This window comes from Sphingobium sp. BYY-5 (assembly GCF_022758885.1).
GTDB lineage: Bacteria > Pseudomonadota > Alphaproteobacteria > Sphingomonadales > Sphingomonadaceae > Sphingobium.
The window spans coordinates 1,020,420-1,038,516 of the sequence record NZ_JALEBH010000001.1 but is presented as its reverse complement, the minus strand read 5'-3'; the positions used below and the strand labels follow the sequence as shown (position 1 = coordinate 1,038,516).

General features: G+C 63.7%; 15 protein-coding genes and 1 pseudogene. 8 read left to right on the top strand and 8 right to left on the bottom strand.

The features are described from left to right. Window position 1 precedes the first annotated feature (1 nt). Window positions 2–1,048 (bottom strand): rod shape-determining protein, encoded by a 1,047-nt coding sequence (locus tag MOK15_RS05010; RefSeq protein WP_021319842.1) that lies wholly within the window; start codon window positions 1,046–1,048, stop codon window positions 2–4. A 157-nt stretch (window positions 1,049–1,205) separates the two neighbouring features. Here MOK15_RS05010 and mutL point away from each other — a divergent pair, with 157 nt between their 5' ends. Further along, complete coding sequence (gene mutL, locus MOK15_RS05005; RefSeq protein WP_242930591.1) at window positions 1,206–2,993, top strand: DNA mismatch repair endonuclease MutL; 1,788 nt, start codon at window positions 1,206–1,208, stop codon at window positions 2,991–2,993. Window positions 2,994–2,995: 2 nt separating this feature from the next. Here the strand turns inward: mutL and MOK15_RS05000 are convergent, their stop codons facing one another. The 5 genes from MOK15_RS05000 to MOK15_RS04980 all read right to left on the bottom strand — a co-directional run bounded on the left by MOK15_RS05000 (window position 2,996) and on the right by MOK15_RS04980 (window position 7,666). Further along, window positions 2,996–3,622, bottom strand: coding sequence for a LysE family translocator (locus MOK15_RS05000; RefSeq protein ID WP_242930590.1), 627 nt, complete (start codon window positions 3,620–3,622; stop codon window positions 2,996–2,998). A 70-nt stretch (window positions 3,623–3,692) separates the two neighbouring features. Next, window positions 3,693–4,163 (bottom strand): MaoC family dehydratase, encoded by a 471-nt coding sequence (locus tag MOK15_RS04995; protein WP_242932636.1) that lies wholly within the window; start codon window positions 4,161–4,163, stop codon window positions 3,693–3,695. A gap of 57 nt (window positions 4,164–4,220) precedes the next feature. Then, the gene (locus MOK15_RS04990; RefSeq protein WP_242930589.1) at window positions 4,221–5,774 is read right to left on the bottom strand and encodes an alkaline phosphatase D family protein; all 1,554 of its coding nucleotides are present in this window, start codon (window positions 5,772–5,774) and stop codon (window positions 4,221–4,223) included. Between the two features lie 10 nt (window positions 5,775–5,784). Beyond that, entirely contained in the window at window positions 5,785–7,068 is a 1,284-nt protein-coding gene (locus MOK15_RS04985; RefSeq protein WP_242930588.1) for an ectonucleotide pyrophosphatase/phosphodiesterase, read from the bottom strand. Between the two features lie 79 nt (window positions 7,069–7,147). Then, on the bottom strand, window positions 7,148–7,666 hold the full coding sequence (locus MOK15_RS04980) for a DNA-deoxyinosine glycosylase (protein ID WP_242930587.1): 519 nt from the start codon (window positions 7,664–7,666) through the stop codon (window positions 7,148–7,150). Window positions 7,667–7,719: 53 nt separating this feature from the next. Here MOK15_RS04980 and MOK15_RS04975 point away from each other — a divergent pair, with 53 nt between their 5' ends. Continuing rightward, on the top strand, window positions 7,720–8,742 hold the full coding sequence (locus MOK15_RS04975) for a DUF2167 domain-containing protein (protein WP_242930586.1): 1,023 nt from the start codon (window positions 7,720–7,722) through the stop codon (window positions 8,740–8,742). 45 nt (window positions 8,743–8,787) lie between these two features. On the opposite strand, the gene ychF is transcribed toward MOK15_RS04975, so the two are convergent. Continuing rightward, window positions 8,788–9,888 carry a redox-regulated ATPase YchF gene (gene ychF, locus MOK15_RS04970; RefSeq protein ID WP_242930585.1) on the bottom strand — a complete coding sequence of 367 codons (1,101 nt, stop codon included), beginning with the start codon at window positions 9,886–9,888 and terminating at the stop codon, window positions 8,788–8,790. Window positions 9,889–9,995: 107 nt separating this feature from the next. Between ychF and MOK15_RS04965 the strand changes: the two genes are divergently transcribed. After that, window positions 9,996–10,481 carry a DUF983 domain-containing protein gene (locus tag MOK15_RS04965; RefSeq protein ID WP_242930584.1) on the top strand — a complete coding sequence of 162 codons (486 nt, stop codon included), beginning with the start codon at window positions 9,996–9,998 and terminating at the stop codon, window positions 10,479–10,481. 179 nt (window positions 10,482–10,660) lie between these two features. Here the strand turns inward: MOK15_RS04965 and MOK15_RS04960 are convergent, their stop codons facing one another. Further along, entirely contained in the window at window positions 10,661–12,076 is a 1,416-nt protein-coding gene (locus tag MOK15_RS04960) for a helix-turn-helix transcriptional regulator (protein WP_242930583.1), read from the bottom strand. Window positions 12,077–12,199: 123 nt separating this feature from the next. Between MOK15_RS04960 and MOK15_RS04955 the strand changes: the two genes are divergently transcribed. The 5 genes and pseudogenes from MOK15_RS04955 to bioB all read left to right on the top strand — a co-directional run bounded on the left by MOK15_RS04955 (window position 12,200) and on the right by bioB (window position 17,961). Further along, window positions 12,200–13,732 (top strand): acyl-CoA carboxylase subunit beta, encoded by a 1,533-nt coding sequence (locus MOK15_RS04955; protein WP_242930582.1) that lies wholly within the window; start codon window positions 12,200–12,202, stop codon window positions 13,730–13,732. 115 nt (window positions 13,733–13,847) lie between these two features. Beyond that, window positions 13,848–14,138 (top strand): annotated as a pseudogene (locus tag MOK15_RS04950) (GIY-YIG nuclease family protein). Window positions 14,139–14,187: 49 nt separating this feature from the next. After that, the gene (gene mce, locus MOK15_RS04945) at window positions 14,188–14,628 is read left to right on the top strand and encodes a methylmalonyl-CoA epimerase (protein ID WP_242930581.1); all 441 of its coding nucleotides are present in this window, start codon (window positions 14,188–14,190) and stop codon (window positions 14,626–14,628) included. Window positions 14,629–14,797: 169 nt separating this feature from the next. Next, window positions 14,798–16,963 (top strand): methylmalonyl-CoA mutase, encoded by a 2,166-nt coding sequence (gene scpA / locus MOK15_RS04940; RefSeq protein WP_242930580.1) that lies wholly within the window; start codon window positions 14,798–14,800, stop codon window positions 16,961–16,963. Continuing rightward, entirely contained in the window at window positions 16,960–17,961 is a 1,002-nt protein-coding gene (gene bioB, locus MOK15_RS04935) for a biotin synthase BioB (protein WP_242930579.1), read from the top strand. The genes scpA and bioB overlap by 4 nt, the downstream gene beginning before the upstream one ends. Window positions 17,962–18,097 lie beyond the last annotated feature (136 nt).

The following is an 18,097-nucleotide window of genomic DNA, read 5'->3' as shown; positions in this document are numbered from 1 at the left end:
ATCAGGCGGTTTGCAGCACACCCCGGAAGATCGGGTCTTCCATCGCGCGACCGGTGCCGATCGCAACGCAGGTCAGCGGATCTTCGGCGATCGTGACGGGCAGGCCCGTCTCATCGCGCAGTTCGTCGTCCAGCCCCTTGAGCAGCGCGCCGCCGCCGGTCAGGACGATGCCCTGGTCGACAATGTCGGCCGCCAGTTCGGGCGCGGTATTTTCCAGCGCGATCCGCACGCCTTCGACGATGGTGCTGATCGGTTCTGCCAATGCATCGGCGATCTGGCCCTGGTTGATCGAGATTTCCTTCGGCACACCGTTCACCAAGTCGCGGCCCTTGATATGGATCGTCTCGCCCACGCCATCCTCAGGCGGCTGGGCGACGCCGAACTGCTTCTTGATCCGCTCCGCCGTAGCTTCGCCGATCAGCAGGTTGTGATGGCGGCGGACGAAGGACACGATCGCTTCGTCCATCTTGTCGCCGCCGACGCGGACCGAGGTGGTGTAGGCCAGGCCACGGAGCGACAGCACGGCGACCTCGGTGGTGCCGCCGCCGATATCGACGACCATCGAACCGATCGGCTCGGTCACGGGCATGTCGGCGCCGATCGCAGCGGCCATCGGCTCCTCGATCAGGAATACCTGTGACGCGCCGGCGTTGCTGGCGGCGTCGCGGATGGCGCGGCGCTCGACGCTGGTCGAGCCGCTGGGCACGCAGATCACGATTTCCGGCGCGCGCCAGGGGCTGTGCTTGCCGCCATGCACCTTGGTGATGAAATGCTTAATCATCTGTTCGGCGACGTCGATGTCGGCGATCACGCCGTCTCGCAGAGGGCGGATGGCTTCGATCGAATCCGGGGTCTTGCCCATCATCAGCTTGGCGTCTTCGCCAACGGCCTTGACCCGTTTGACGCCGTTCAGCGTCTCGACCGCCACCACCGAAGGTTCGTTGAGCACGATGCCACGCCCGCGCACATAGACCACCGTATTGGCGGTGCCCAGGTCGATGGCCATATCCTGCGAGGAGAATTTGAAGAGACGCGAGAAGATCGACATGCCTTATCCTGTTTCGCCCGCCGTCCCCGCGACGCATATGGGGTCGGTCGGATAGCTGTTCGCTCGTCCGTCCGCCCATCCTTCCCTGCGCCTTGCAGTGCAAAAAATCTGGGATCGCGGCTCGCGGAAAGCGCTCGATTGGGCTAGTCACTAATCAATGTCAATACGCCGTCTACCCGAACATTTGGTCAATCGTATCGCTGCGGGCGAAGTGGTCGAAAGACCCGCCAGCGCGCTCAAGGAAATTGTTGAAAACGCTTTGGACGCCGGGGCGACTCGTATCGCCGTTCGTCTGTCGAGCGGTGGGCTGGACCGGATCGAGGTCAGCGATGATGGCTGCGGCATGGATTCGGCCGATATGGCGCTGGCGCTGGAGCGTCACGCGACCTCCAAACTGCCCGACGATGCCATTGAAAATGTGGCGACTCTGGGCTTCCGCGGGGAAGCCTTGCCGTCGATCGCCAGCGTCGCACGGCTATCGATCGACAGTCGCCCGCGCGGAAGCGACGGCTGGAACCGCACCGTCGACAATGGCCAGTTGGTGGCGGAAGGGCCGGCGGCATTGCCGCCCGGCACGCGCGTCACCGTCGACCAGCTCTTCGCCAAGGTGCCCGCGCGCCGCAAATTCCTGCGATCGCCCAAGTCCGAATATGCCGCCTGCCTCGACATTATCCGCCGTCTCGCCATGGCGCATCCGTCCGTCGCCTTCTCCGTGGAGCATGATGGCCGCCGTGTGCTGGGCGTGCAGGAAAATGAGGCGCGGGAGGATCGGGTCGCTGCGTTGACCGACCGGCAACTGGCCGACAATCATGTGATCGTGTCGCTGGAGCGAGAGGGTATCCGCCTGTCCGGCGTCGCTTCGCTGCCGACCTACAATCGCGGCGTGGGCGATCACCAATATCTGTTCGTCAATGGCCGGCCGGTGCGCGACCGGCTGCTGATCGGCGCGTTACGTGGCGCCTATGCCGATATGCTGGCGCGCGATCGGCATCCGGTGGTGGCGCTCTTCCTGGACGTGCCGCCGCTGGAGGTGGATGTTAACGTCCACCCGGCCAAGACCGAAGTCCGCTTCCGCGATCCGGCGCTGATCCGTGGCATGATCGTTTCCGGCCTGCGCCGCGCGCTCGATGCCGAGGGGTTTCGCGCGGTGCAACATGCCGACCCGGCGGCCCTGTCCGCCTGGAAGCCGGAACCGGTCTCCCCCACACCGATAGGGGCCATGCCGATCTTCGAAGCGGCTTCGTCACCGGTCAACTACAACCCGCTGGCGCAACCCTCCTTTGCCGATCGCCGCCCATCCTTCCTCACGCCGCCGCCCCAGGCTCGCGCCGAGCCCGCCGCCATGCCCACACCGGAGGCGCAGAGCTTTCCCCTGGGCGTCGCGCGCGGCCAGGTAGCCCGCACCTATATCGTGGCGGAGGCGGAGGACGGCCTGGTCATCGTCGATCAACATGCCGCGCATGAGCGGCTGACGCTCGAACGAATGCGCCGCGCGATGGAGGGGCAAGGCGTCGCCAGCCAAGCGCTGTTGCTGCCCGAAGTGGTGGAACTGGACGAACCGGCCTGCGACCGGCTGGAAGCGCGTGTGGCGGAGTTGAAGGAATTTGGCCTCGACCTGGAGCGTTTCGGCCCCTCAGCCATGCTGGTGCGCGCCGTTCCCGCCATGTTGGGGCAATCGGACGTGCAGGGCCTTGTCACCGATCTCGCCGACGATCTCGCCGCCTATGACAGCGCTCTGTCGCTCAAGGAACGGCTCGATCTCGTCGCTGCGACCATGGCCTGCCACGGATCGGTGCGCGCGGGCCGGGTGCTGAGCGTCGCGGAAATGAACGCCCTGCTGCGCGAAATGGAAGTCACGCCCAGGAGCGGTCAGTGCAACCATGGCCGCCCGACCTGGGTGAAGCTGGGCCATGGCGATATCGAGAAGCTGTTCGGGCGGAAATAGCCCTACCGTTCCACCGCCATCCGCACCGCCAGCCCGCCCAGCACGGTGCCCATGAACCAGCGCTGGATCGTCAGCCAGAGCGGTCGCTCGCCCAGGAAAGAGGATATCGATCCGGCCAGGCAGGCGATCACCGCGTTGACCGACAGGCTGATCGCGACCTGCGTCGCGCCGAGCAGGAGCGACTGGCCGAGGATGTTGCCGCGCGCGGGATCGACGAATTGCGGCAGCAGCGACAGATAGATCATCGCTACCTTGGGATTGAGCAGGTTTGTGACCAGCCCCATGGTGAAGAGCCGCCGCGGCGAATCCTGGGGCAGGGTACGGACCTGGAAGGGCGAACGGCCGCCGGGACGCACTGCGTTCCACGCCAGCCACAACAGATAGAGCGCACCGCCGATCCGCAGCACGTCATAGGCGAAGGGCATCGCCATCAGCAGGGCGGTGATGCCGAACGCCGCGCCTACCATGTAGAAGAGGAAACCGCAGGCGACGCCGCCAAGGGAGATCATTCCGGCCGTGCGCCCCTGGGAAATGGAGCGCGATATCAGATAGATCATGTTCGGCCCCGGCGTCAGCACCATGCCCAGCGAAATCAGGGCGAAGGCGATGAGATGGGCGGCACTTGGCATGTATCATTCTCCCTGGCGACGATGCGCCGCCCGCCTTACGCCAGGCGAAGATGATCGCGCAGGGCCACTATTACCGCGCTGGCCGGGTCCGCCACATAGCGATCGGGATCATGGTCAGCACGGGCTGATCGTCCTGGTTCAGGATCGTCACCTTGTTGCGCACGATCCCCATTTCCGGGCGGCTTTGGGAGGCTTTCTTGTCGATCACCTCGCTTCTGCCGCGCAGCGTGTCGCCGGGCCGCACCGGCCGCAGCCAGCGCAGTTCGTCCACGCCCATGGCCCCCAGGCTCGCCGCCTGCCGGCCGGGATGTTTCTGGATTTCCGTCACGAACATCTTCATGAAGAGCGCGGTCGTGTGCCAGCCGCTGGCGGAGATGGTGCCGAAATGGGTGGTGGCCGCCGCCTCGTCCGACAGGTGGAAGGGCTGCGGATCGAACTCGGCGGCAAAGGCGACGGTCTCTTCGCGCGATACGGTGAGCGGGCCGAAGTCGATGCTGTCGCCGACCTCGATATCCTCGAAATAGAGAATCTCGTCCGTCATCATCCGTCTCCTATTGCAACGGAGATGATGTAGAGGCGCTTTCCGTTTACGTCAATGTCAGGCGATGCTGATCGACGGCTGGCCACGCGGCACGGTCAGGCTGGCGCGCGTGCTGATCGCGCCGCCGGGGGTCGATACCTGATCGACCACGCGGACCCGTGTTGTCCAGGCGTCAGGCGCGACCTCGCAGACCAGATAGCCGCGCTGGTCGTTGATGAATTTCAGGTTCGGATTATTCTTGAGGATGATGTCGCTGCCCGCGCGCAGGTTCGATCCGTCGCCGCCCGATGATATGGAGGTGGACACGAACTCCACCGCCACCGTCTTGTCGCCATTGTCCAGCAGCCCGGCGAAATTCTGATGCTCGTCGCCGGTCAGGACGACGACATTGTCGAGGCCGCGCATCTTCGCCAGCAGCTGGTTGCGCTGCGCGGCATAGCCTGCCCAGGTGTCCATATTATAGACGACGGTCTTTTCGTCCGCATAACGGCGACGGTCGAGCGACATCATCATCACCTGTTGCGCGACGCAGTTCCACTTGGTCTGTCCGCGCGTCAGGTTGCGGACCAGCCAGCCTTCCTCTTCGGGTGAAATCACCTGCGCCTTGCCGTCGTCGATGGCGGGGCAATGCGGCTTATACCCATCGCCGCAGGGCTGGTCGCTGCGGAAGGAGCGGGTGTCGAGAAAATCGATCGAGAGCAGATCGCCATAGCGCGCCTCGCGATACATGTCGGTGATGATGCCGTTGCGTGGCAGCATCGCCGCGCGAACCGGCATATATTCATACCAGGCCTGCAATCCGGCCTGTCGGCGGAGGCGGAAGACTTCGGCCGGGGCGTCGCCCTTTCCGGCGAAATCGCTGACCCAGTTATTTTCGATCTCATGATCGTCGAAGGTGGGGAACCAAGTATGCCGGGCGCGAGCGGCCTGAAGGTCGTAATCGCTCAGATATTGCGCATAGCGCAGCCGATAGTCGGCGACATCGAAACAATCCTGGCCGATATGCTGGCGCACCTGTGCCACGGGCAGGCCGTCCTTGTCATAGTTCGGGCCGCGCCGTTTATATTCATAGATGAAGTCGCCATAATGAAAGACGAAGGCCAGGTCGTCCTCCCGCGCCAGATGGCGGAAGGCGGTGTACAGGCCATCCTCATAATTCTGGCATCCCGCCACGCCGAACTTCAGGCTCGCCGGGCTGGCGGAGGGCAGGGGCAGCGTGCGGGCGCGGCCGCGCGTCGATTGATCGCCGCTCAGCGTGAAGCGATACCAATAGGGCCGGTCGGGCTGGAGGCCCGTCACCTCGATATGGACGCTATGACCCAGTTCAGGCCGCGCGGTCGCTTCGCCCGAAGCGACGATGGTCTTGAAACGATCGTCGCTCGCCACCTCCCATTTGACCGGCAGCGGCACCATCGGCATCCCGCCATGCAGGTCGAAGGGCTTGGGCGCCAACTTGGTCCAGATGACGAAGCCGTCCGGCGCGGGATCACCCGACGTGACGCCGAGCGCGAAGGGATAGCCCGCGAACCAGCTTTGTGCTTTCAGGATCGCGGGCGTGCCGATCAGCGGCGTGGCGGTGGCGGCGGTGAGGATTTGGCGGCGGGTCAGCATGGCAGTGATCCTAGCGAGCGAGAAGGCCGGAAAGCGCGGCGGGATCGCCGTCCGAAGCGCGCGGCATCACGCCGATCAGCCGGGCGATCAGCGGATAGACATCGACATTGGCGAAGCCCGCCAAGGGCTTCGCGCCCGGCGCGAAGGCGGGGCCGTTGGCGATGAACAGCGCCTGCATCTCCGGCGCGCGGTCGTCCCAGCCATGATTGCCGCCCGTCACCGGCTTGGTGGGAGTGGTGGGCTGAATTTCCCAGCCCGTTTCGCCCAGGCAGAAATAGGGCGGAATGCGGCGATGCGCGCCATAGTGGAACCGCGCGGGAATGTCGCTCTTGCGCCAGCATTGCATATGGGGCGTGGGCTTGAGCAGAGCGGCCTCCAGCGCCGCCTCATGCCCCGGTTGCGCGACCAGGCTGGCATAGGGGCCAGACTCCACGACGCGATAGTCGGCGGGGTTGGCCACCTTGTCCAGCGCGATAACCCGGTCGGTCGAACGCGCCGCCATGCCATGATCGGCCAGGATGACGAGGTTGGCGGGTTGACCCATGGCCTTGAGGCCCGCGACCAACTCACCGATATGCTGGTCCACTTCGGCCAGCGCCTGGGTGGTTTCGGGAGCGTCCGGCCCGTTGATATGGCCTGCCGTGTCGACCGTATCGAAATAGAGCGTCACGAAGCGCGGGCGGATGTCGGCCGGACGGCGCAGCACGTCCAGCACCATGTTGACACGCTGCGTGCCGCCGATCTGCTGGTTGAACTGCGCCCAGTCGCTCGGCCGCTCGCCGCCATGGATGGTGTAGGGCCACGCCTTGTCCTGCGTCCCGCCCCAGGGGACGTTGGAGCCGGGCCAGAACATGGTCGCGGTGCGCACGCCCGCCTTTTCCGCCGTCACCCAGATCGGCTCGACATCGTTCCACCAGAATGGATCGTCGCTCGCCATGGTGAATTTCTCGTCCGGGCGGCTGGCGTCTTCCATATTGTTGGCGACAATGCCGTTCCGGTCGGGCCGGTCGCCGGTGACGATCGCCCAATGATTGGGGAAAGTCTTGGTCGGGAAGGACGGGCGCATCGGCGCCTCGATGCCTCCGGCCGCCAGCGCCGCCAGATTGGGCGTCACGCCGCGTTGCAGATAGTCGGCGCGGAATCCGTCGATCGACACCAGGATGGTGACGGGCGCGCGCTGCTCAGCCTGCGCGACCGGCGCAGGGCGACCGGTCGGAGCGGTGGCGCAGGCGCTTAGCGCGCCGAAGGCGAGAAGGACGGGGAGGACAAGGCGGGCAGGGGAACGGCTCAGCATGGCGACTCTGTTGGATATTTTTCGAAGCTAATCGCTTAGCAGCCATGCGATGACGGTAAAGTGACGTTTTGGTAGGCTTTCACCCCAGGTGATCGCGCAGAGCACCCCAGGCCTGCCGCTTCGCTTCCCGCGACAGGCTGGCATAGGCGCCGCTGGAAGAGGGAAGATCGACCAGCGCCAGCCCCGGCCGCTCGCCCAATTGCCGCCGTCCGTGCAGCGCCGCGGTCTTGCCGTTGAAGCCGATCGCCCGCAGCGCCGGGAGCCGTTCCACGAACAATCCCAGATCGCGCAACTCTGCGCCCCGGATGTTGCTGTCCAGGCTCCCCGGCCGCTCGGCGCTTTCGATGACGTCCCACAGCCCGACACCATGCGCCCGCAACCGCTTCAGCCGCATCGCATAGGGTTGGCCGCGCAAATCCTCTTCCAGCACGTCGCCGATCAACTGCCAGAAGGCATTGCCGCGATGGGCATAATATTCGCCCTGCTTGATCGACGCATCCCCCGGCAGGCTGCCCAGGATCAGCAACCGGGTCTGCACATCGATACTGGGCGGGAAGGCGATTTTCCTGGGCGCGTGCACAAATTCTCCTTGAGCCATTGCGATCTATTCGTTTGTTTCTAGAATATTACCCCTCATTTGGGGGAGTTGTCATGAAGAGAATGTGGGGCGCGGTCGGCGCCATGTTGCTGATCGGGGCGACGCCGGGAACACTCTTGGCACAACAGCCAGCGCCGAGCGCGGAACAACGCGCTTATGAAGCAAAGATCAAGGACATGTTGCAGCGGCAGCAGCCGCAGACCGGGGACATCGCGCTGCCGGAGGCTAAGGCGACGCTGCGTCTGGGCAAGGATTATTATTATCTCGACGCCAAGGCTGCGCGCGAGGTGATCGTCGATGCCTGGGGCAATCCCGCTGCGCAGGCGGATGGCGTGCTGGGCCTGGTCTTCCCGGCCGGAAAGACCTTCATGGATGAGGATGCCTGGGGCGCGGTCATCACCTATGACCAGAGCGGTTATGTGAAGGATGACGACGCGGCCTCAACCGATTTCGACGCGCTGATGACCGAGATGAAGTCCGGCGAAGCGGATCGGAACAAGGAACGGACCGAAGCGGGCTATCCGCCCGTGCATCTGGCCGGCTGGGCCGAGCGCCCCACCTATGACCGCGCGCATCACAGCGTCATATGGGCGCGCGACATCCGCTTCGGTGATGTGGCTGAAGGCACGCTCAACTATGATGTCCGGCTGCTCGGTCGCCATGGCGTGCTGAGCCTCAACATGATCTCCACCATGTCGCATCTGTCCGAAGTGAAAGCGGCCGCCGCGAAATTCGGCGGCTCCGTCACCTTCGACCAGGGCGCGCGCTATGCCGACTTCATACCCAATGTAGACAAGGTCGCCGAATATGGCATTGGCGGGCTGGTTGCGGCCGGAGCCGGGCTGCTGGCGGCGAAGAAGCTGGGCTTCCTGGCACTGATGCTGGCCTTCGGCAAGAAGCTGCTGCTGCCGATCATTCTGGTCTTCGGTGTCGGCTGGCGCTGGATCAAGGGCCGGCTCGGCCGGGGCAAGGCAGCGGAGCAAGAGACTGTCGCCTATGAAGCACCGGTCGAAAGCGAAGCAGAACCGATCGCCGAAACGCCTGAAGAAGGGGCACCGCGCCCCTCCGAAACCTGATGGCAAGGCGGGGAGGGGCGATACGCCCTTTCCCCGCCGATCCGGTCAGACGTTGAAGCGGAACAGCATGATGTCGCCGTCCTGCGTCACATATTCCTTGCCTTCGGAGCGCCACTTACCCGCTTCCTTGGCCCCGGTCTCGCCGTTGAACTGGACATAGTCGGCATAGGCCATGGTCTCGGCGCGGATGAAGCCCTTTTCGAAATCGGTGTGGATCGCGCCGGCGGCCTGGGGCGCCTTGCTGCCCTTGTTCACGGTCCAGGCGCGGGCTTCCTTCGGTCCGACGGTGAAGAAGGTGATGAGGCCCAGCAGTTCATAGCCCGCCCGGATGATGCGGGCGAGGCCGGCTTCGGTCAGGCCCAGCGCTTCCAGATATTCCGCACGCTCCTCGATCGGCATGGTGACGAGTTCGGCTTCGATCGCGGCGGAGACGATCACCGCCTTGGCGTTTTCGGCCGCTGCTTTCTCGAACACGCGCGCCGAATGGGCATTGCCTTCCGACGCGGCGTCTTCCTCGACATTGCAGACATAGAGGACGGGCTTGGCCGTCAGCAACTGCGCCTGGGCGAACAGCCGTTCTTCCTCGACGTCACGCGGCACGGTCAGGCGCGCGGGCTTGCCGTCGCGCAGCAGGTCGAGCGCCTGGCCCAGCACCGACGCGGCGGCCTTGGCCTCCTTGTCGCCCTGCGCGGCCTTCTTGGCGAGGTTGGGGACGCGCTTTTCCAGACTTTCCAGGTCCGCCAGCATCAGTTCGGTCTCGACCGTCTCGGCGTCGGCGATGGGGTCCACCTTGCCCTCGACATGGGTGATGTCGTCATCCTCGAAGCAGCGCAGCACATGGACGATCGCATCCACCTCGCGGATATTGGCCAGGAACTGATTGCCCAACCCTTCGCCCTTGGACGCGCCGCGCACCAGGCCGGCAATGTCGACGAAACTGAGTTGCGTCTCGATGATCTTGGCGCTGCCGCCGATCCTGGCGATGGTCTGCAACCGCTCGTCCGGCACGGCCACGCGGCCCTCGTTCGGTTCGATCGTGCAGAAGGGATAATTCGCCGCCTGCGCCGCCTGCGTCTCGGTCAGCGCATTGAACAGGGTGGACTTGCCCACATTGGGAAGACCGACGATACCGCAACGAAAGCCCATTTGACTGCCTTATAAGATCGGGATGATTGGCGCGCCCGATAGCGCTTTGTGGACGCAAAGGCCAGCCTTGGGCGCAGGGCGAGGGTGGGACAAAAGGCGCAATGGACATGCGCCAGGGTTTCGGGACATGGGTCGGGACGATGGGAGACGAGATGGAACAGAAGAGCGAAGCCCATTGGGTCGATGAATCCGGCCGGCAATGGAAGAAGCGCCCGGCGCATGAGACCGGCGTCTTCGGCCGCTGCCCGCGTTGTGGCGAGGGGCATATCTTCACCGGTTTCCTGACCATGCGCGACCATTGTGAGGTTTGCGGCCTCAACTATAATTTCGCCGATCCTGCCGATGGCCCGGCGGTATTTGTCCAACTTTTCGCCTGTGTGCCGGGCGTGATCTTCATCATCATGCTGGAGATATTGGCGCGGCCGCCCTGGTGGGTGCATGTCGCCGTGGGCATTCCCGTGCTCATCCTGACCACGGTGCTGCCGATGCGCCCGATCAAGGGCTGGCTGATTGCCGCCCAGTTCACCACCAGGGCGCAGGAAGCCGGCACGGCGGATCTGTGGGCCAAACTACATGGAGATGGGAGGCCCTAGGGCGGATCGACATTCGCAGTCTTAGGCGCTTCCCAAGCCGTCATGCCGGACCTGATCCGGCATCCAGGGCCACAAAAGGCGTCGCCTGCGACTCTGGATGCCGGATCAAGTCCGGCATGACGTTGAGAATCAGGCCAAGGCTTCTGCTTTAACCTGAATGTTGATCGGCCCTAGGCGGCTCAGCCTATCCAGTAAGGCACGATCTGCCTATTGTCCGGATCGACATGGATCGGGCGGTCGGCGGGCGGGAAGGCGCGCTGGTCGCAGCTTTGGCGGGGGCATAGGCGGCAAGTGATGCCGATCGGGGTGGCTGCGCCCTCCACCTCCAGTTGCAGGCCGTCGGCATAGACGAAGTTCGCCGCATGGGCGACCTCGCAGCCCAGCACCACGGCGAAGCGACGCGGTGTCCGCTTGTAGCTGCCCGATGGCTTCACCAGCCCCTTGGCCATCGACACATAACGCACTCCGTCAGGCGTCTCGCCAAGCTGCACGTTGATCCGGTCAGGGACCGCCACCGCCTCATGCACGTTCCAGAGCGGGCAGGCGCCGCCGAAGCGGGCGAATTGCAGGCGGGTGGCGCTATGGCGCTTGGTGATGTTGCCCGCCATGTCGACGCGGCAGAAGAAGAAGGGGATGCCACGCAGTCCCGGCCGCTGGAGCGTCGAAAGGCGGTGGCAGGCCTGCTCGAAACTGACGCCGAACGTGCGCGCGAGCCGGTCTATGTCATGCCGCATCGTCCGCGCCGCTTCGCGAAAGGCGGCATAGGGCAGCAGCAGCGCGCCGGCGGCGTAATTGCCCAGGCCAATCGCCAGCAGCCGGTCCGCGCCGGGGACGGGCAGGGCGGCCTTGCCCACCACATCGGCGATCACCGCCTGCCCCTCCAGCATCATGAGCTGGTGCGCCAGCATGAACTTGCGGCTTTCGGTCGGCAGCGCGGCGTTGACGAACAACTGCCGGTCGGCGGCGCGATAGGCGCGCAGGGCGCTGTCGGGCGTTTCGGCGATCAGCGTCTCGATGCCGTGGCGACGGGCGAGCGCTTCCACCAGCATCCCTTCATCCAGCACCTGCCCCTGGGTGAAGCTTTCCGCCATCTCCTCCGCCAGGCAGTCGAGTGGATGGACATAATTGCCTGCCTCGTGGAACCAGTCGCGGGCGGCTTCCCAAGGCAGTCGCGCCTGCACCTCATGATCGTTGGCGATCGCCTCCTCGATCATGTTGATTCGCTCATTGGCGCGCATATGGGCGTTGTAGAGATCGACATAGCGTGCCGCGAATTCGGGAAATTGCAGGTGCAGCTTCTCGATCCGCTCCGGCTCCATCTGCACGCCGGGCAGTTCGGGATGGGCGAGCGCATAGGTGAAGGCGCCCAGCAACTGCTCATCCTCCCGGCTGTCGAAGCTGGCCCAGTCGGTGGGAAAGCTGTTGGCGACCGCTGCCTTGACCTTGGCGGTCAGCGGTCGGTCGTCATTCTCAAGCTGCGAAAGATAGGATACGGATATGCCCAGCGCCTGCGCCATCGTCGCCTGGTCCATACGGTGGTCCAGGCGGAGCTGGCGCAGGCGTGGACCTGCGAAGATACGATTGCCGCGTGCCATATTCCGCTTCTAATTTGCGAAATCGCGATTTGCAAATTAGCAAATTTGCATTTGCGAAAGTCCGCAGGGGCTGGATAGGGGATGATACGACGACCGTTCGCCTGAACCGGAGAGAAGCCCTACATGTCGAAGCTCGCCATCATCGAACAGCTTGAAGCGAAGCGCGAGGCTGCGCGCCTGGGCGGCGGCCAGCGCCGCATCGACGCCCAGCACGGCAAGGGCAAGCTGACCGCGCGCGAGCGGCTGGAAGTGCTGCTGGACGAGGACAGCTTCGAAGAGCTGGACATGTATGTCGAGCATAACTGCATCGATTTCGGCATGGACGGCCAGCATATCCCCGGCGATGGCGTGGTGACGGGATCTGGCACGATCAACGGGCGTCTGGTGTTCGTGTTCAGCCAGGATTTCACCGTCTATGGCGGCGCGGTGTCGGAACGGCACGCGATGAAAATCTGCAAGATCATGGACATGGCGTTGAAGGGCGGCGCGCCGGTGATCGGCCTCAACGACAGCGGCGGCGCGCGCATTCAGGAAGGCGTGGCTTCGCTGGCGGGCTATGCGGAGATTTTCCAGCGCAACGTGCTGGCGTCGGGCGTGGTGCCGCAGATCAGCGTCATCATGGGGCCATGCGCGGGCGGGGCGGTCTATTCGCCGGCGATGACCGACTTCATCTTCATGGTGAAGGACAGCAGCTTCATGTTCGTCACCGGCCCGGACGTGGTGAAGACCGTCACCAACGAGGTCGTGACCCAGGAGGAACTGGGCGGCGCCATCACCCACACCACCAAGTCGGGCGTGGCCGACGTGGCGTTCGAGAATGATATCGAGGCGTTGCTGGCGACCCGCGATTTCGTCGACTTCCTGCCCGCTTCGAACCGCGATCCGGTGCCCGAACGGCCGAGCGCAGACCCATGGGATCGGGTCGAGGAAAGTCTGGACACGCTGATCCCGGCCAACGCCAACCAGCCCTATGACATGCACGAACTGATCCGCAAGGTCGTGGACGAGGGCGATTTCTTCGAGGTGCAGCCCGCGCACGCCGGCAATATCCTCTGCGGCTTCGGCCGGGTTGAGGGCAAGACGGTGGGCATCATCGCCAACCAGCCGATGGTGCTGGCCGGCGTGCTCGACATCAACTCGTCCAAGAAGGCAGGGCGGTTCGTGCGCTTCTGCGACGCCTTCGAAATTCCGATCGTCACTTTCGTCGATGTGCCAGGCTTCCTGCCGGGGACGGCGCAGGAACATTCGGGCATCATCAAGCATGGCGCCAAGCTGCTGTTCGCCTATGCCGAGGCGACCGTACCCAAGATCACAGTCATCACGCGCAAGGCCTATGGCGGAGCCTATGACGTCATGTCCTCCAAGCATCTGCGCGGCGATTTGAACTATGCCTGGCCGACTGCCGAAATCGCGGTGATGGGAGCCAAGGGTGCGGTGGAGATCATCTTCCGTGGCAAGACCCCGGAAGAAATTGCTGAAAAGACGAAGGAATATGAAGATCGCTTCGCCAATCCCTTCGTTGCGGCAAGCAAGGGCTTCATTGACGAAGTGATCCAGCCGCACTCGACCCGCAAGCGCATCGCGCTGGGGCTGCGCAAGCTGCGCAACAAGAGCTTGGAGAACCCGTGGAAGAAGCACGACAATATTCCGCTGTGACAGACGATGAACGCCATCTCCTCCTTCGTCATTGCGAGCGAAGCGAAGCAATCCATTGGCGCGATTTTTGGATTGCCGCGTCGCCTTTGGCTCCTCGCAATGACGAAGTGGGATGATGCAACCCGCTGTCTACATCATGGCCAACAGGTGCAACGGGACGCTCTACACCAGCGTGACGTCGAACCTGCCGCAGCGCGCATGGCAGCATCGCGAGGGCGTCGCGGATGGGTTCACGCAGCGTTACGACTGTAAGATGCTGGTGTGGTTCGAAATGGCCGACACGATGGAAGCGGCCATCTTACGGGAAAAGCAAATCAAGGCATGATCACGGGCAAAGAAGATTGCTTTGATTATCGCCCTCAATCCCGGTTGGCAGGATTTATACGAGAGTATTGTGCAAGGTTGATACGTCAAATGGATTGCTTCGCTATGCTCGCAATGACGAAGGACAGGAAATGAAACTCGGCCGTCTCAACCATATCGGCATCGCGACGCCTTCGCTGGAGGCGAGCCTTGCTTATTATCGCGACGTCATGGGCGCGACGATCGCGCATGAACCCTTCGACCTGCCCGCGCAGGGCGTGAAGGTGTGTTTCGTTGATACGCCTGGTGAAGGCGGTACGGCGGGGACACAGATCGAACTGATCGAACCGCTGGGTGAGAACAGCCCGATCCATAGCTTCATCGCGAAGAACCCGGCCGGTGGACAGCACCATATGTGCTACGAAGTGCCCGACATATATGAAGCCAAAAGCTGGTTCGAAGAGTTAGGCAAGAAGGTTCTGGGGGAGCCGCGCATCGGCGCGCATGGCACGCCGATCTTCTTCGTCCACCCCAAGGATATGAACGGGGTGCTGACCGAGATTATGGAGACGCCGAAGGAGGGCGCACATTAACACCACCCCTCCCGCCTGCGGGAGGGGCAGCGAGACTTGGGGCTGCGCAGCAGGCCCTAGTCGCAGCGGGGTGGGCCGGACAGCCCACTCCAACTCCGGCTAGCCAGACAAGCTGGCAAGCCTGCGTATCCTCTCCCGCTTGTGGGAGAGGAATAAGGTAGGGACGCAAATGACCGACAAGCCGACGCTGGAGCAATGGGCCGCCGCCGCCGTCAAGGAAGTGAAGGGCAAGGACCTGAACTGGGAGACCCCGGAAGGGATCACGGTGAAGCCGCTCTACACGGCGGAGGACGTGACCCCAGATAAGATTGGCGATCCGGGCCTTCCCGGCTTTGCGCCGTTCACGCGCGGCGTGCGCGCCTCCATGTATGCCGGGCGTCCCTGGACTATCCGCCAATATGCGGGCTTCTCGACCGCCGAAGAATCCAATGCCTTCTATCGCCGCAACCTGGCGGCGGGGCAGAAGGGCCTCAGCGTCGCTTTCGATCTTGCCACCCATCGCGGCTATGACAGCGATCATCCACGCGTCGTCGGCGATGTCGGCAAGGCGGGTGTGGCGATCGATACCATCGAGGACATGAAGATCCTGTTCGACGGCATTCCGCTCGACCAGATGTCCGTTTCGATGACCATGAACGGCGCGGTAATCCCGATCCTGGCCTTCTTCATCGTCGCGGGCGAGGAGCAGGGGGTCGAGCGCAAGCTGCTGGACGGGACCATTCAGAACGACATTCTGAAGGAATTCATGGTCCGCAACACCTATATCTACCCGCCCGAACCCTCGATGCGGATCATCTCGGACATTTTCGGCTACACCTCGCGCGAGATGCCCAAGTTCAACAGCATCTCCATCTCCGGCTATCATATGCAGGAAGCCGGCGCGACGCAGGTGCAGGAACTGGCCTTCACCATCGCGGACGGAGCGGAATATGTCCGCTTTGGCGTGGCGAGCGGCCTCGACATCGACAAGTTCGCCGGGCGTTTGAGCTTCTTCTTCGCCATCGGCATGAACTTCTTCATGGAAATCGCCAAGCTGCGCGCCGCCCGCGTGCTCTGGCATCGCGTCATGACCAAGCTGGGTGCGCAGGACGAGCGCTCCAAGATGCTGCGCACTCATTGCCAGACCTCGGGCGTCTCGCTGACCGAGCAAGACCCCTATAACAATGTCATGCGCACCACGATCGAAGCGATGGCCGCCATGCTGGGCGGCACGCAGTCGCTGCACACCAACGCGCTGGACGAAGCGATCGCGCTGCCGACGGACTTTTCGGCCCGCATCGCGCGCAACACGCAGATCGTCATCCAGGAAGAGACCGGCATGTGCAATGTCGTCGATCCGCTGGGGGGCAGCTATTATGTGGAAGCGCTGACCCAGCAATTGGTCGACGCCGCGCAGGAGATCATCGATCGCGTGGAGGCCGAAGGCGGCATGGCGAAGGCCGTCGCGGCGGGCTGGCCCAAGGCGATGATCGAGACCGCCGCGGCCGCGCGTCAGGCGCGTGTCGACCGGGGCGAGGACGTCATCGTCGGCGTCAACAAATATCGCCTCGCCAGTGAAGATCTGCTTGAAACGCTGGAAGTCGACAACAGCAAGGTCCGCGAGGCGCAGATCGCCCGCATCAACCGGGTGAAGGCGGAGCGCAACGAAGACGCCTGCCAGGCCGCGCTGGAATCCCTCCGCGCCGCCGCCGCCGGGCCGCAGTCGATCGAAAACAACCTCCTCGCCCATGCGGTCGAAGCGGCCCGCGCCCGCGCCACGCTGGGGGAGATTTCCTCCGCCATGGAGGTAAGTTTCAACCGCTACGGCACGCAGCCCACGCCAGTGAAGGGCGTATACGGCGCGCCATATGAAGGCGACAGCCGCTGGAAACAGGTTCTCGACGGCGTGCAGGCCGTCGAACGGCGCCTCGGTCGCAGGCCAAAACTGCTCGTCGCCAAGATGGGACAGGATGGTCACGATCGGGGCGCCAACATCATCGCATCGGCCTTTGGCGACATGGGCTTTGACGTGGTGTCCGGCCCGCTGTTCCAGACGCCGGAGGAAACGGTAGTGTTGGCGCTCGACAGCGGCGTCGACGTGGTTGGTGCATCGTCGCTAGCGGCAGGGCACAAGACGTTGATCCCGGAACTGATCCAGAAGCTGCGCGAAAAGGGGCGCAGCGACATCAAGGTGATCGCCGGCGGCGTGATCCCGCCGCAGGATTATGACTATCTTCGTGACGCCGGAGTTCAGGGGATTTATGGGCCGGGTTCCAATGTCGTGGAATGCGCCGCCGACGTGCTGCGCCTTCTCGGCCACAACATGCCCCCCGCCGGGCTGGAGGAAGCCGCTTGAATACCGTTACCGCCCGCACCGATTGGACCCGCGAAGAGATCGCCGCGCTGTTCGATCTGCCCTTCAACGACCTGATGTTCGAAGCGCAGTCGATCCATCGGGCGAACCATCCGCGCAATGAAGTGCAACTGTCCACTTTGCTGTCCATCAAGACGGGCGGCTGTCCGGAAGATTGCGGCTATTGCAGCCAGTCGACCGAAGCCGAAGGCGGCCTCAAGGCCACCAAGTTGATGGACGTGCAAGCCGTGCTTCAGGCCGCTGCACAGGCGAAGGACCATGGCTCCGGCCGTTTCTGCATGGGCGCGGCATGGCGCAACCCCAAGGAACGCGATATGCCAAAGCTGGTCGCGATGGTGCAGGGCGTGCGCGCGATGGGCATGGAAACCTGCATGACGCTGGGCATGTTGGACGAAAAGCAGGCGAAAACGCTCGCCGACGCGGGTCTCGATTATTATAATCATAATATCGACACCTCGCCGGAGAACTACGCCAACGTCATCACCACCCGCAGCTTCGAAGACCGGATCGAGACGCTGGAAAATGTGCGGTCGGCGGGGATCAATGTCTGCTGCGGCGGCATCGTCGGCATGGGTGAGACGCGGAGCGACCGTATCGGCTTCCTCCACGCACTCGCCACCATGCCGCACCCCGAAAGCGTGCCGATCAACGCGCTGGTGCCGGTGGCGGGCACGGTTCTGGGCGATATGCTCAAGGACACGCCGCTCGCCAAGATCGACGAGGTGGAGTTCGTCCGCACCGTCGCGGTGGCCCGTATCGTCATGCCCCAGTCGATGGTGCGCCTGAGCGCGGGTCGCGAGAGCATGAGCGAAGCCTGCCAGGCGCTCTGCTTCATGGCGGGCGCGAACAGCATCTTCACCGGCGACAAGCTGCTGACCGCAGCCAATGCCGGGGATGACAAGGACAGTGCGCTGCTCGGCAAGCTGGGCCTGACACCGATGATGGCGCAACCGCACGGGCATCTGGAAGCGGCGGAGTGATCTGTTTTGCTTTCTCCCGTCATGCTGAACTTGTTTCAGCATCCATCGCGCCTTCGGGAGCGATGGGGCGTGGGGAAGGAGGGGCCTTGAAACAAGTTCAACCCGAACGGGGTCAGAAGACGGACTGAAATAATAG

Excerpts from the sequence above, each read along its gene's own strand:
- MOK15_RS05010 (WP_021319842.1), bottom strand. The coding sequence starts at position 1,048 with ATGTCGATCTTCTCGCGTCTCTTCAAATTCTCCTCGCAGGATATGGCC.
- mutL (WP_242930591.1), top strand. The coding sequence starts at position 1,206 with ATGTCAATACGCCGTCTACCCGAACATTTGGTCAATCGTATCGCTGCG.
- MOK15_RS05000 (WP_242930590.1), bottom strand. The coding sequence starts at position 3,622 with ATGCCAAGTGCCGCCCATCTCATCGCCTTCGCCCTGATTTCGCTGGGC.
- MOK15_RS04995 (WP_242932636.1), bottom strand. The coding sequence starts at position 4,163 with ATGACGGACGAGATTCTCTATTTCGAGGATATCGAGGTCGGCGACAGC.
- MOK15_RS04990 (WP_242930589.1), bottom strand. The coding sequence starts at position 5,774 with ATGCTGACCCGCCGCCAAATCCTCACCGCCGCCACCGCCACGCCGCTG.
- MOK15_RS04985 (WP_242930588.1), bottom strand. The coding sequence starts at position 7,068 with ATGCTGAGCCGTTCCCCTGCCCGCCTTGTCCTCCCCGTCCTTCTCGCC.
- MOK15_RS04980 (WP_242930587.1), bottom strand. The coding sequence starts at position 7,666 with ATGGCTCAAGGAGAATTTGTGCACGCGCCCAGGAAAATCGCCTTCCCG.
- MOK15_RS04975 (WP_242930586.1), top strand. The coding sequence starts at position 7,720 with ATGAAGAGAATGTGGGGCGCGGTCGGCGCCATGTTGCTGATCGGGGCG.
- ychF (WP_242930585.1), bottom strand. The coding sequence starts at position 9,888 with ATGGGCTTTCGTTGCGGTATCGTCGGTCTTCCCAATGTGGGCAAGTCC.
- MOK15_RS04965 (WP_242930584.1), top strand. The coding sequence starts at position 9,996 with ATGCGCCAGGGTTTCGGGACATGGGTCGGGACGATGGGAGACGAGATG.
- MOK15_RS04960 (WP_242930583.1), bottom strand. The coding sequence starts at position 12,076 with ATGGCACGCGGCAATCGTATCTTCGCAGGTCCACGCCTGCGCCAGCTC.
- MOK15_RS04955 (WP_242930582.1), top strand. The coding sequence starts at position 12,200 with ATGTCGAAGCTCGCCATCATCGAACAGCTTGAAGCGAAGCGCGAGGCT.
- mce (WP_242930581.1), top strand. The coding sequence starts at position 14,188 with ATGAAACTCGGCCGTCTCAACCATATCGGCATCGCGACGCCTTCGCTG.
- scpA (WP_242930580.1), top strand. The coding sequence starts at position 14,798 with ATGACCGACAAGCCGACGCTGGAGCAATGGGCCGCCGCCGCCGTCAAG.